Below are 13,548 nucleotides of genomic sequence, written 5' to 3' on the forward strand. Positions count from 1 at the left end.
TTTTCACAAAATTTTAGGTTTTTAATAACTGTATGCGCTTTCCTGTGATATAATACTTTTGTAAAGAAAAGCATGTGTGGGAGGTATGACCTGTATGTCGAACGAAATACTTATCGTAGATGATGAGGATAGAATCAGAAGATTACTTAAAATGTATTTAGAAAGAGAATCTTTTGAAATCCATGAAGCAAGTAATGGCCAAGAGGCTTATGAACTTGCAATGGAGAATAATTATGCTTGCATACTACTAGATTTAATGTTGCCTGAAATGGATGGTATCCAGGTGGCAACTAAATTGCGTGAACATAAACAAACACCGATTATTATGTTGACTGCTAAAGGTGAAGAAACAAACCGTGTTGAAGGTTTTGAATCTGGTGCAGATGATTATATCGTCAAACCATTTTCACCAAGAGAAGTAGTCTTAAGAGTTAAAGCACTTCTAAGAAGAACGCAATCTACAACTGTAGAACAAAGCGAACCTCACGCACGTGATGTGATTGAATTTAAACATTTAGAAATAGATAATGATGCACATCGCGTACTTGCTGATAATCAAGAAGTTAATTTGACTCCTAAAGAGTACGAATTATTAATATATTTAGCTAAAACACCAAATAAAGTATTTGACCGTGAACAATTATTAAAAGAAGTTTGGCATTATGAATTCTATGGTGATTTAAGAACAGTTGATACTCATGTTAAACGACTTAGAGAAAAGTTAAATCGTGTGTCTAGCGAAGCTGCGCATATGATTCAAACAGTCTGGGGCGTTGGGTATAAATTTGAGGTTAAATCTAATGATGAGCCGGCTAAATAGTGTCGTAATTAAACTGTGGTTAACTATTATTTTAATAGTGACGACAGTTTTAATTTTATTAAGTATTGCTTTAATTACCTTTATGCAATACTATTTCACACAAGAAACCGAAAATGCCATAAGAGAAGATGCTAGACGTATAAGTTCACTGGTCGAACAATCACATAATAAAGAAGAAGCAATAAAATATAGCCAAACATTAATTGAAAATCCTGGTGGGTTGATGATTATAAATAATAAACATCGTCAATCAACGGCTTCACTTTCTAATATTAAAAAGCAAATGTTGAATGAAGTAGTCAACAACGACCATTTTGACGATGTGTTTGATAAAGGTAAATCTGTTACTCGAAATGTAACGATTAAAGAAAAGGGCTCATCTCAAACATATATTTTGTTAGGCTATCCAACAAAAGCACAGAAGAATAGTCATAGCAAATATAGTGGCGTTTTTATATATAAAGACTTGAAATCAATCGAAGATACAAATAATGCTATTACGATTATCACTATAATTACGGCTGTTATTTTCTTAACAATTACAACAGTCTTTGCGTTTTTCTTATCGTCAAGAATTACAAAACCTTTAAGACGTTTAAGAGACCAAGCTACACGTGTATCTGAAGGGGATTACTCTTATAAACCTTCTGTCACAACGAAAGATGAAATTGGTCAATTATCGCAGGCATTTAATCAGATGAGTACAGAAATCGAAGAGCATGTCGACGCATTATCCACATCTAAAAATATTAGAGACAGTTTAATTAACTCTATGGTAGAAGGTGTCCTAGGTATTAATGAGAGTCGACAAATTATCTTATCTAATAAGATGGCGAATGATATTATGGACAATATTGATGAAGATGCTAAAGCTTTCTTATTAAGACAAATTGAAGATACTTTTAAATCAAAACAAACTGAAATGCGCGATTTAGAAATGAATGCACGATTCTTTGTTGTGACCACAAGCTATATCGACAAGATTGAACAGGGAGGTAAAAGTGGTGTTGTTGTGACAGTTCGTGATATGACTAATGAGCACAATCTAGATCAAATGAAGAAAGATTTCATTGCTAATGTATCACATGAATTACGTACACCGATATCATTACTTCAAGGTTATACTGAGTCAATTGTAGATGGTATTGTTACAGAACCGGATGAAATAAAAGAATCGCTTGCCATTGTCCTTGATGAATCGAAACGTTTAAATCGTTTAGTTAATGAATTGTTAAATGTCGCTCGCATGGATGCTGAAGGGTTATCCGTAAATAAAGAAATTCAGCCTATTGCAGTGTTACTAGATAAGATGAAAATTAAGTATCGCCAACAAGCTGATGATTTAGGTCTAAATATGACTTTTAATTATTGTAAGAAGCGTGTTTGGGGTTATGATATGGATCGCATGGACCAAGTACTAACGAACTTAATTGATAATGCATCACGTTATACGAAACCTGGAGATGAAATTGCAATTACTTGTGCTGAAAATGAAAGCGAAGATATTTTATACATTAAAGATACAGGCACAGGCATTGCACCAGAACATTTACAACAAGTATTTGATCGTTTTTATAAAGTTGATGCAGCGAGAACGCGAGGTAAACAAGGTACCGGTTTAGGTTTGTTCATTTGTAAAATGATTATCGAAGAGCATGGTGGTTCCATTGATGTTAAAAGCGAATTAGGAAAAGGCACAACGTTTATTATCAAATTACCAAAGCCGGAATAAAACTGAATATAGTTATTTAAGAACGCATGTTATTGATTAGAGACTCTAATTTATAGCATGCGTTTTTTTAAATTGATGTGGGGAGTTTTGTATGTGGATTAGGATTTAGGTTTTTTGCGAATATCAACTATTAAATATATTACTAATTTATATAAAAATATAAAGTTTGATAAAGTTATTTATTTGATTATAAAAATAGGGTAAAATATAGATATATTGTAATAATTAAATTATTCGAGGTGTCATATGAAAAAATTCATTGGATCAGTTTTAGCTACGACATTAATTTTAGGGGGATGTTCCACGATGGAAAATGAATCAAGTAAAGACACGAATACAGAAACAAAATCAGTACCAGAAGAAATGGAAGCTTCAAAATATGTAGGACAAGGCTTCCAACCGCCTGCAGAAAAAGATGCGATTGAATTTGCGAAGAAACATCGTAAAGAATTTGAAAAAGTAGGTGAACAATTCTTTAAAGATAACTTTGGACTAAAAGTTAAAGCTACAAATGTTGTAGGTAAAGATGATGGTGTAGAAGTTTATGTGCATTGCGAAGATCATGGCATTGTATTTAATGCAAGTCTACCTTTGTACAAAGATGCCATCCATCAAAAAGGATCAATGCGTAGTAATGACAACGGTGATGATATGAGTATGATGGTGGGTACAGTGCTGAGTGGCTTTGAATATCGAGCGCAAAAAGAAAAGTATGATAACTTATATAAATTTTTCAAAGAAAATGAAAAGAAATATCAATATACAGGTTTTACTAAAGAAGCAATTAACAAGACGCAAAACGTCGGGTATCAAAATGAATATTTTTATATCACATATTTATCAAGAAATTTAAAAGAATATCGTAAATATTATGAACCATTGATTCATAAAAATGATAAAGAATTTAAAGAGGGTATGCAACAAGCCAGAAAAGAGCTAAATTATACTGCCAATACTGATGCAGTTTCTACACTTTTTTCAACTAAGAAAAACTTTACTAAAGACAATACAGTAGATGATGTGATTGAATTGAGTAATAAATTAAAAGAAAAACCCAATATGCCTCAAAAATCTCAAGTTACTATTCAATTAGGAAAATCTAGTATAAATACTAAAAAACCATTTTATGACGATATAAATCCAATTGAAGGGTAAGTGAATATAAAGTGAATAAAATAAATGATAGGGACATAGCAGAATTGAGCAGTTATTGGGTTTATCAAGATATAAATGAAAAAAAAGATTTTAAAGTAAATGGAAAACGGTTCAAACAAATAGATAATTATAATGATAATAGTAATGATAATATGAATGGTGCTGCTGATATTAAAACATACGAGTTACTTAATGATCAGGGGAATCCAACTGGTCAACAGACAATAATTTATCAAGGAACATCTAATGAGGCAATTAACCCAAATAATCCATTGAAATCATCGGGTTTTGGAGATGATTGGCTCCAAAATGCTAAATTAATGAATAATGATAATGAAAGCACAGATTATTTAAAGCAAGTAGAAGAATTCGCAAATAGTTATCGACAAAAAATTAAAGATGCTTCGGTTCTTGATGAAAATGAATTTAGAAGAAAATACAAAACTATACCTTATAATTACAAAAACAAAACAATTGTGGCGAATGGTGGTAATTCAGAAGGCGGTGCAGGAGCAAAATATCAAGGAGCGAAACATCCGAATGAAAAAGTTGTTGCTACTGATTCAGCAATGATTCCTTATGCTGCTTGGCAGAAATTTGCTAGACCACGCTTTGATAATATGATTAGTTTTAATAGTACCAACGATTTATTAACATGGTTACAAGATCCTTTCATCAAAGATATGCCGGGAAAACGCGTTAACATTAATGATGGTGTACCTAGGTTAGATGCTTTAATAGACAGCCATGTAGGTTATAAAAGGAAGTTAAATAGAAAGAATAACACATACGATACCGTACCATTAATCAAAATAAAGTCGGTAAAAGATACAGAAATTAAAAATGGAAAAAAGGTAAAAAAGATTATTAACATAACATTAGATATGGATGGGCGAATTCCAATAAATGTTTGGACCGGAGATTCGATTGCACGTTCCGGAAAAGGAACTTTAATTAAACTTAATTTAGAAAATCTTGATGCGTTGAGTAAACTGATTACTGGTGAAACTAGTGGTATGCTAGCAGAATGCGTAATCTTTTTAAATGAAAGTTTTAACATCTCAGAAAATGAAAATAAAAATTTTGCAGATAGAAAGCAACAATTATCAGAAGGATTTAAGGATAAGATTAACTTATTTCAATTAGAAGAAATGGAAAGAACTTTAATTAGTAAAATAAACTCACTTGAAGAAGTTGCAGATGAAACAATAGAAAGTATTAGTGCTGTTAAACACTTATTACCTGATTTTGCATTGGATGCATTAAAAGAAAGAATTAATGAATTGTTTAATGGAATAAAATCATTTATAGAAAAAGTATATGATAGTATAGATAGTAAAATTAAAGAAATTTTCAAAAATATTGATCATGACTTCAAGGATGGAGTATCTGAGGAAATGATGAAACATTTAAAAGTAGTAAAACAGAATATTCAGCAAATAAAAAATCAAAATGATATTTATGGTAGGCAAATTGCAGATATTAGAAGTATTATGAAGCAACAAGATGCAACAATTTTAGATGGAAATTATCAAATTAATTATAGCGGTGAAAATATGGTGCAGGGTCTAGCTTTACCTTCTAATTATTTAGGAAGAAAAATGAAAATATTAAAAGACCATATCGATGATGGTATTAAAAAATTGGCAGATTATGTTCAAGGTATATATGATGAATATGCAGCAAAAATTGTCGATTTAATAAAATATTTGATTAATACAATACCCAAAATACGTAAGAATTTAAGACATGCAATTGAAATATTAAATGTAAAAAAGAAAGAATTTTTGTCCATAATTCCTAAAGCGACTTGTAATTATATTAAAACTAAATTAGAAGAATTAGATAATAATTTAGGCAAATGGGAGCCATTTCTTAATGATTTAAAAGCAGTGTCACCAATTTTAGATAACCATTTAGATGATATTGTTAAGAACATGAAGCCTTTGATTGTACAAATGTTATTTGAACCATCTCATTATGATGACATGTTTATTTTAAACGCACAAGCCCATGCACGTCTTGATCAAATGGCACAACAGTTTGAAGTTGTTTGTAATGGCTTGAATGAAAATGAAGGACAAGCAATTCAAACGATGGATCAATCTGCCTCTCTAATTCGCTCAAACTTAATTAAAGTTAAAGAACAGTTAGAAAAACTAGCAGTATACTAATTAATTTATTAAATGCTACTTGTTTTCATTGAGAATAAGTAGCTTTTTCAAAAATAAAATTTTTATAAACACATAAATGGGTGATGAGCTATGTTTAAAAGAACTAAACTAATCTTAATAGCAACGACACTACTATCAGGATGTTCAACTACCAATAACGAATTCAACAATGAAACAAAATCAGTACCAGAAGAAATGGAAGCTTCCAAATATGTAGGACAAGGCTTCCAACCACCTGCAGAAAAAGATGCGATTGAATTTGCGAAAAATCATAAAGATAAAATTGCTAAACGTGGCGAACAATTTTTTATGGATAACTTCGGTCTAAAAGTTAAAGCTACCAATGTTGTAGGTAGTGGTGACGGCGTAGAAGTATTCGTGCATTGTGATGACCACGACATCGTATTTAATGCGAGTATTCCATTTGACAAATCAATTATTGACAGTAATAGCTCATTAAGAAGTGAGGATAAAGGCGATGATATGAGTACTTTAGTAGGTACAGTGTTGAGTGGCTTTGAATATCGAGCACAAAAAGAAAAGTATGATAAATTATATAATTTTTTCAAAGATAATGAAGAGAAATACCAATATACAGGATTTACTAAAGAGGCAATTAACAAAACACAAAATAGTGGATATGAAAATAAATATTTTTATATAGTTGCTAATATACCGACGCTCCGAGAATATAGGAAATATTACGAACCCCTAATAAAGAAAAATAATCTGAATTTTAAAAAAGGTATGAAAGAAGCAAGGAAAGGAGTAGGCTATAAAGCTGAAATAGAAGTACATACTACATTGTTTTCGAAAAGTAGTAACTTTTCAAAGGACAAAAAATTAGATGATGTTATAGATTTGTCTGAAAGTACGAAAAAGTTACACCTTAATTTTGAAAATACGAAAATATTTTTACAACTAGCAAAATCTACTATTAGTACTAATCGAGTTAATTACAGTGATAATGAGTCTATAAGGATTGAGGTCGAATGACTTGAAATCAGCTAATTTCTCTATATTCTAAACAAACACATAAATGGGTGATGAGCTATGTTTAAAAGAACTAAACTAATCTTAATAGCAACACTTCTGCTATCAGGATGTTCCACGATTGAAAATGAAACAAAAGAAGACACGAACACAGAAACGAAATCTGTACCAGAAGAAATGGAAGCTTCAAAATATGTAGGACAAGGCTTCCAACCACCTGCAGAAAAAGATGCGATTGAATTTGCGAAGAAGCATAAAGATAAAATTGCTAAACGTGGCGAACAATTTTTTATGGATAACTTCGGTCTAAAAGTTAAAGCTACGAATGTTGTAGGTAGTGGCGACGGCGTAGAAGTATACGTGCATTGTGATGACCACGATATCGTATTTAATGCGAGTATTCCATTTGACAAATCAATTATTGACAGTGATAGCTCATTAAGAAGTGAGGATAAAGGCGATGATATGAGTACTTTAGTTGGTACAGTGTTGAGTGGCTTTGAATATCGAGCACATAAGGAAGAGTTGGATAATTTAACAGAAGTTTTAAAAGAATATAAAAGTAAATATAAATATACTGGTTATACTGAAAATGCAATTATGAAAACGCAGAATAGTGGTTTTAGAAATGAGTATTATTATTTGACTGCAATTCCATATACTTTAGATGAATATAAAAGGTATTTTCAACCCTTAATCAAAGAGGATGATAAGTCTTTTAGGGACGGTATGAGAAACTCAAAAAAACAACTTAAAGATAAATCACGTCCATATGTTGTTACAACTTTATTTAGTACTAAAGATAATTTTACTAAAGATAATACAATAGACGAGATGATTGATTTTTCTGAAGTACTAAAAAAGAAAAAGAATATTCCTCATGATTTGAATGTTTCTCTTCAAATTTCTAATAAATATATAAATACAACAAGACCTAATTATAGTAAGAAGGATGTAATAGAAGTAGGTGTATTTAATCATGAAAAAACTAACACGAATGATTAAACTAATAACAATAAAAAGGTAGGTTCAAAAAACCGTCCCAAAATCCATCTCAAAAAACAATCAAGCAAACAACATTCCAACCAATGAACGCAAATCACCAATGTATCACTCTCCAATTACGTAACTATGATCTAATTAAAGCATAGTTATTGAGGTTTTGTGATATATAGTATAAAATTAATGAGAATTAAATTTAATAATGTAAAATTCATCTTCGGGGTCGGGTGTAATTCCCAACCGGCAGTAAATAAAGCCTGCGACCTGCTAGTATGTATCATATTAGTGGCTGATCTAGTGAGATTCTAGAGCCGACAGTATAGTCTGGATGGGAGAAGATGGAGGTTTTTTGTTGTGCAATAATCCTCCTATTCTTACGAGATGAATGGAAGGAGAAAATTGAATATGCAACAAAATAAACGTCTTATCACAATAAGTATGTTGAGCGCGATTGCGTTTGTGTTAACTTTTATCAAGTTTCCTATACCATTTTTGCCACCATACTTAACTTTAGATTTTAGTGATGTACCGTCACTACTAGCTACATTTACGTTTGGACCAGTTGCCGGTATCATAGTTGCACTGGTTAAAAATTTATTGAACTACTTATTTAGTATGGGCGATCCAGTTGGACCATTTGCTAATTTTTTAGCAGGTGCAAGTTTCTTATTAACTGCTTACGCCATCTATAAAAATAAACGTTCAACAAAATCTTTGATTACTGGATTAATCATTGCGACAATCGTTATGACTATCGTGTTGAGTATCTTGAACTATTTCGTTCTATTACCTTTGTACGGTATGATATTTAACTTAGCTGATATCGCAAATAATCTTAAAGTAATCATTGTTTCAGGAATTATACCATTCAATATTATTAAAGGTATCGTCATTTCTATTGTATTTATTTTACTATATAGAAGGCTTGCGAATTTCTTGAAAAGAATTTAATCAAATTAAAGCAAAATAATATACACATAATAATAAAAAGCAGGTGACTATCAATAAACGATAGCTTGCCTGCTTTTTCTATGGAACATTTGTCTAAAAAATCAATTATTCAAATTTTAAAGCGTCCCCATCAAATGATTCGTCTGCAATTTTAATAGAATCTGTAGGGCATCCATCAATTGCATCTTCCATATCTTCATATAATTCCTCAGGCACTTCTGCAGTACCTTGGTTATCGTCAAGGATTACGAAAGCAATACCTTCGTCGTCGTAATCATATATATCTGGCGCTGCTGCACCGCATGCACCACATGCAATACAAGTATCCATATCAACGATTGTATATTTTGCCAATGTCTTCGCCTCCTTTGATAAAAATGCTAAAATAGTAATGTGACTAAAATTTTAGACAGCATCATTTTTATTTTCAAATTATCCGTTTTACAGAGTGAGGGTTAAACTTGCAACACATTATAAAAACAGCATTACAACAAACATTTAACTATAAAACAAATAAAAGTATTTACAATATCTTAGTTGGAAAGAAATCTCACCAAACCTTTTTTGACGCTTGTAGTCAACAACAGTTGTCATTATATCACAGTTTACCACTATTAAAATATCCATCTTTTGAGCTATTTTTAGAAAATATAACTGAATTTAATGCTGAAATGGAAATCATGTTGCATCCTAGATATACATTTGAAAGTATGGGGCAAACATTTCAAGCAATTCAACTATTAGTGCAAACCATGTCTAATACTATGCAGCAAGATTTTCGTTTCGTACCAATCTCTCAAAATAATAAGATACAAGAAACTGTAAAGATTGTCTATAACTACATTAAAGAAAACAAACTACAAATTGATTTTGAAAATGAACTACATAACTTATTTAAAGCAATAACTTTAAAAGGGCCATGTTACTTACATTATTATTTGCAAGGCTATGATGAACCAATGTATACGAGACAGCAAGTTAGTTTAATAGAAAAATTATCTCAACAGCAATTGTTTGAATACGAAATGAATAATTTAGTGACAATGATGTTTGAATTAGAAAGTGGAGAATATACGATTTTATCAAAAATAATAATGAAACCTACATTATTAAATCAAACTTATATTACATATACAAGATTGCTTGAACAATTCACGATGGAAGATATAGCGGCTCAACAACAAGTTAAAATCAATACTATCGAAGATCATGTACTTGAAATCTTAATCAAAGGTTACATGTCTAATTACGATGATTATGTTGAACAAGAAGATCAACTGCAATTTTTGAATTTTTATCAACAGCATCGTGGCGAACGATTAAAATTTTACAAAGAACAATTTGACACGTTATCATATTTTCAATTAAAAGTATTAATCGTTGGATTTGAAAGAGGTGATCTGAATGTTGCATGATATTTTACGAAACAAATTTGGTTTCGAGAGTTTTAAACCGGGACAACAGGAAATTATAGAAAGTATAATGTCTCAACAACACACTCTAGGTATTCTTCCAACTGGAAGTGGAAAGAGTTTGTGTTATCAAATACCTACGTATTTATCAGGTAAGCCGACATTAATTATCTCACCGCTAATATCTTTAATGGATGACCAAGTTATGCAGTTGAAAATAAATGGAGAAAAACGTGTAACATGTATTCACTCTGGTATGGATGAAATTGAGAAAAAGCATAATATTAAATGTTTACGACATAGCCGCTTCATCTTTCTAAGTCCAGAATTTCTCCTGCAACCGGCAAATTTTAAATTAATTTCCACGATAGACTTTGGCATGATTGTACTAGATGAAGCACATTGTTTATCTGAATGGGGCTACGACTTCAGACCACATTACGCGCTAATAGGAAAAGTAACAAAGCATTTTAAAGAAGCGGTAGTCTTAGCATTGACAGCAACTGCACCACCGCATTTACAAGATGATTTGACGGAAATGTTAGCGATTCAATTCAACGTTATTAAAACTACAATGAATCGCCCAAACATAAGCTTTAAGCATCTTAATTTTAATGATGATGAAGATAAAATTGAGTGGTTACTGCCGTTTCTACAACAGTCGGGACCAACGATTATTTATGTCTCATCGAAAAAGATGTGTCTGAATTTAGCGCAACTTATTTATGATTCAGGTTTTCTTACAGGCATTTATCATGGTGATATGAATTATCAAGAGCGACACACAGTTCAACAACAATTTTTAAATAATGATATTCCGATTATAGTCGCAACGAGTGCTTTTGGTATGGGGATTAATAAAAAAGATATTCGCACAATCATTCACTTTCATCTTTCAACAAGTCCTTCTAACTACATTCAAGAAATTGGCCGTGCGGGTCGCGATGGTGAACTAAGTCAGGCAATTAGTTTATTCCAACCGGACGATAAATATATTTTAGAAACGTTATTATTTGCAGATATGATAACAGAAGAAGATGTACAAAATTTCGAAATAGGAGAATTTTTAGCACCCGATAAGCAAGACGTTTTGACAACGTTGCATTCATTCTACAGTATCGGCGCCTTGAAACAAATATTTAAGCAATCGTTTAAACGAAAGCAATTAGGATTCTTTCGCATGATTGGCTATTGCAAATTGGATCAATGTAGACGGAAGTATTTATTAGAATTTTTCGGTGAATATCCACCGACACAAGATCGATGTTGTGACAATGATTCTAATATAACTGATATCGCAATTTTAAATAAGAAGAAGGTAATTAGAAGTATTGGATTTGATGAAAAGTTGCAAAATTTATTTCTCAGATAGTATTACTTTACTAAAAGAAAATTGACAAGCTATAATTAGTGTATACACAATTGAAAAATGATTGAAATAATTTTGAAAAATATACATAAACTTGTGTCATAAGGGTATATTTTATGTAAAATCATTGTAATAGAATAGAAAGGAAGATGGCTATGTCTAATAATTTTAAAGATGACTTTGAAAAAAATCGTCAATCGATAGACACAAATTCACATCAAGACCATACGGAAGATGTCGAAAAAGACCAATCAGAATTAGAACATCAAGATACAACAGAGAATACGGAGCAACAGTTCCCACCAAGAAATGCCCAAAGAAGAAAAAGACGCCGTGATTTAGCAACAAATCATAACAAACAACATCACGATGAATCACAAGCATCTGACGACAATGTTCAAAATGAGGCTGGCACAATAGATGATCGTCAAGTCGAATCATCACACAGTACTGAAAGTCAAGAACCTAGCCATCAAGACAGTACACCTCAACATGAAGAGGGATATTATAATAAGAATGCTTTTGCAATGGACAAATCACATCCAGAACCAATCGAAGACAATGATAAACACAAGACTGTTAAAGATGCAGAAAATAACACTGAGTATTCAACAGTTTCTGATAAGAGTGAAGCTGAACAATCTCAGCAACCTAAACCATATTTTGCAACAGGTGCTAACCAATCAGAAACATCAAAAGATGAACATGATAATGATTCTGTAAAACAAGATCAAGCTGAACCTAAAGAACATCATAGTGGTAAAAAAGCAGCAGCAATTGGTGCTGGAACAGCGGGTGTTGCTGGTGCAGCTGGTGCAATGGCTGCTTCTAAAGCTAAGAAACATTCAAATGACGCTCATAACAAAAGTAATTCTGGCAAGGCGAATAACTCGACTGAGGATAAAGCGTCTGAAGACAAGTCTAAAGATCATCATAATGGTAAAAAAGGTGCAGCAATCGGTGCTGGAACAGCAGGTTTAGCTGGAGGCGCAGCAAGTAAAAGTGCTTCTGCCGCTTCAAAACCACATGCCTCTAACAATGCAAGTCAAAACCATGATGAACATGACCATCATGACAGAGATAAAGAACGTAAAAAAGGTGGCATGGCCAAAGTATTGTTACCATTAATTGCAGCTGTACTAATTATCGGTGCATTAGCGATATTTGGAGGTATGGCATTAAACAATCATAATAATGGTACAAAAGAAAATAAAATCGCGAATACAAATAAAAATAATGCTGATGAAAGTAAAGACAAAGACACATCTAAAGACGCTTCTAAAGATAAATCAAAATCTACAGACAGTGATAAATCAAAAGAGGATCAAGACAAAGCGACTAAAGATGAATCTGATAATGATCAAAACAACGCTAATCAAGCGAACAACCAAGCACAAAATAATCAAAATCAACAACAAGCTAATCAAAATCAACAACAGCAACAACAACGTCAAGGTGGTGGCCAAAGACATACAGTGAATGGTCAAGAAAACTTATACCGTATCGCAATTCAATACTACGGTTCAGGTTCACCGGAAAATGTTGAAAAAATTAGACGTGCCAATGGTTTAAGTGGTAACAATATTAGAAACGGTCAACAAATCGTTATTCCATAATATAACTATATTAATTGTAACTGAACTGCTATATACAAACGTGCATATTATAAAGTTTCTCTAAATATTATAGAGAACTTAAATTGCTCTTATAAGTATGTAGCGGTTTTTTCATTTTCAAAGTTTGTTATTTAACAAGGTGTTGTCTCGAATATTGGTATATCAATTAAACTTTTTACATAGTCATCAAAAAGATAAAACACCACAATCAACAAATTTAACAAGGATGAATAAAAAATAAATCAACATATTAAATTGTAGTGTTATTCAACTCCATGGCTAACAATTCTCTATGCACATTAAACAAATTGTCAAAAATATATC

12 protein-coding genes, 1 pseudogene and 1 riboswitch are annotated in these 13,548 nt (G+C 31.7%); of the genes and pseudogenes, 12 read left to right on the top strand and 1 reads right to left on the bottom strand.

Annotation, left to right across the window (positions count from 1 at the left end):
* Positions 1 to 94 precede the first annotated feature (94 nt).
* The 8 genes and pseudogenes from srrA to ACXQH5_RS00580 all read left to right on the top strand — a co-directional run bounded on the left by srrA (position 95) and on the right by ACXQH5_RS00580 (position 8,827).
* Positions 95 to 820 carry a two-component system response regulator SrrA gene (srrA, locus tag ACXQH5_RS00545; protein WP_000064078.1) on the top strand — a complete coding sequence of 242 codons (726 nt, stop codon included), beginning with the start codon at positions 95 to 97 and terminating at the stop codon, positions 818 to 820.
* A complete protein-coding gene (gene srrB, locus ACXQH5_RS00550) occupies positions 801 to 2,552 on the top strand; it encodes a two-component system sensor histidine kinase SrrB (RefSeq protein ID WP_000987767.1) in 1,752 nt (583 codons plus the stop codon). Before srrA ends, srrB begins: the two co-directional genes overlap by 20 nt.
* A gap of 246 nt (positions 2,553 to 2,798) precedes the next feature.
* Positions 2,799 to 3,707 carry a DUF1672 domain-containing protein gene (locus ACXQH5_RS00555; protein WP_001824281.1) on the top strand — a complete coding sequence of 303 codons (909 nt, stop codon included), beginning with the start codon at positions 2,799 to 2,801 and terminating at the stop codon, positions 3,705 to 3,707.
* 11 nt (positions 3,708 to 3,718) lie between these two features.
* Positions 3,719 to 5,881, top strand: a complete 2,163-nt coding sequence (locus ACXQH5_RS00560; RefSeq protein WP_021758259.1) for a hypothetical protein — start codon at positions 3,719 to 3,721, stop codon at positions 5,879 to 5,881.
* Between the two features lie 90 nt (positions 5,882 to 5,971).
* Complete coding sequence (locus tag ACXQH5_RS00565) at positions 5,972 to 6,877, top strand: DUF1672 domain-containing protein (RefSeq protein WP_000476889.1); 906 nt, start codon at positions 5,972 to 5,974, stop codon at positions 6,875 to 6,877.
* A gap of 57 nt (positions 6,878 to 6,934) precedes the next feature.
* Positions 6,935 to 7,879: a DUF1672 domain-containing protein gene (locus tag ACXQH5_RS00570; RefSeq protein WP_000476869.1), complete on the top strand. Its 945-nt coding sequence runs from the start codon at positions 6,935 to 6,937 to the stop codon at positions 7,877 to 7,879.
* A 34-nt stretch (positions 7,880 to 7,913) separates the two neighbouring features.
* Positions 7,914 to 8,003 (top strand): annotated as a pseudogene (locus ACXQH5_RS00575) (hypothetical protein); the annotation flags it as partial.
* Positions 8,004 to 8,085: 82 nt separating this feature from the next.
* Positions 8,086 to 8,220, top strand: a riboswitch (FMN riboswitch).
* A gap of 61 nt (positions 8,221 to 8,281) precedes the next feature.
* Entirely contained in the window at positions 8,282 to 8,827 is a 546-nt protein-coding gene (locus ACXQH5_RS00580; protein ID WP_001186908.1) for an ECF transporter S component, read from the top strand.
* A gap of 105 nt (positions 8,828 to 8,932) precedes the next feature.
* On the opposite strand, the gene ACXQH5_RS00585 is transcribed toward ACXQH5_RS00580, so the two are convergent.
* Positions 8,933 to 9,181 carry a ferredoxin gene (locus ACXQH5_RS00585; RefSeq protein WP_001151997.1) on the bottom strand — a complete coding sequence of 83 codons (249 nt, stop codon included), beginning with the start codon at positions 9,179 to 9,181 and terminating at the stop codon, positions 8,933 to 8,935.
* Positions 9,182 to 9,288: 107 nt separating this feature from the next.
* Between ACXQH5_RS00585 and ACXQH5_RS00590 the strand changes: the two genes are divergently transcribed.
* From ACXQH5_RS00590 to ACXQH5_RS00605, 4 genes are all read left to right on the top strand, one after another.
* On the top strand, positions 9,289 to 10,242 hold the full coding sequence (locus ACXQH5_RS00590) for a YpbB family protein (protein WP_001163813.1): 954 nt from the start codon (positions 9,289 to 9,291) through the stop codon (positions 10,240 to 10,242).
* Positions 10,232 to 11,611 carry a RecQ family ATP-dependent DNA helicase gene (locus ACXQH5_RS00595; protein ID WP_000902114.1) on the top strand — a complete coding sequence of 460 codons (1,380 nt, stop codon included), beginning with the start codon at positions 10,232 to 10,234 and terminating at the stop codon, positions 11,609 to 11,611. The genes ACXQH5_RS00590 and ACXQH5_RS00595 overlap by 11 nt, the downstream gene beginning before the upstream one ends.
* Positions 11,612 to 11,763: 152 nt before the next feature.
* Positions 11,764 to 13,224 (top strand): elastin-binding protein EbpS, encoded by a 1,461-nt coding sequence (gene ebpS / locus ACXQH5_RS00600; protein ID WP_000069308.1) that lies wholly within the window; start codon positions 11,764 to 11,766, stop codon positions 13,222 to 13,224.
* A gap of 124 nt (positions 13,225 to 13,348) precedes the next feature.
* On the top strand, positions 13,349 to 13,465 hold the full coding sequence (locus tag ACXQH5_RS00605) for a hypothetical protein (protein ID WP_458066364.1): 117 nt from the start codon (positions 13,349 to 13,351) through the stop codon (positions 13,463 to 13,465).
* Positions 13,466 to 13,548: the final 83 nt, after the last annotated feature.

The sequence above is a fragment of the Staphylococcus sp. SA22 genome, from assembly GCF_054165785.1.

Excerpts from the sequence above, each read along its gene's own strand:
- srrA (WP_000064078.1), top strand. The coding sequence starts at position 95 with ATGTCGAACGAAATACTTATCGTAGATGATGAGGATAGAATCAGAAGA.
- srrB (WP_000987767.1), top strand. The coding sequence starts at position 801 with ATGATGAGCCGGCTAAATAGTGTCGTAATTAAACTGTGGTTAACTATT.
- ACXQH5_RS00555 (WP_001824281.1), top strand. The coding sequence starts at position 2,799 with ATGAAAAAATTCATTGGATCAGTTTTAGCTACGACATTAATTTTAGGG.
- ACXQH5_RS00565 (WP_000476889.1), top strand. The coding sequence starts at position 5,972 with ATGTTTAAAAGAACTAAACTAATCTTAATAGCAACGACACTACTATCA.
- ACXQH5_RS00570 (WP_000476869.1), top strand. The coding sequence starts at position 6,935 with ATGTTTAAAAGAACTAAACTAATCTTAATAGCAACACTTCTGCTATCA.
- ACXQH5_RS00580 (WP_001186908.1), top strand. The coding sequence starts at position 8,282 with ATGCAACAAAATAAACGTCTTATCACAATAAGTATGTTGAGCGCGATT.
- ACXQH5_RS00595 (WP_000902114.1), top strand. The coding sequence starts at position 10,232 with ATGTTGCATGATATTTTACGAAACAAATTTGGTTTCGAGAGTTTTAAA.
- ebpS (WP_000069308.1), top strand. The coding sequence starts at position 11,764 with ATGTCTAATAATTTTAAAGATGACTTTGAAAAAAATCGTCAATCGATA.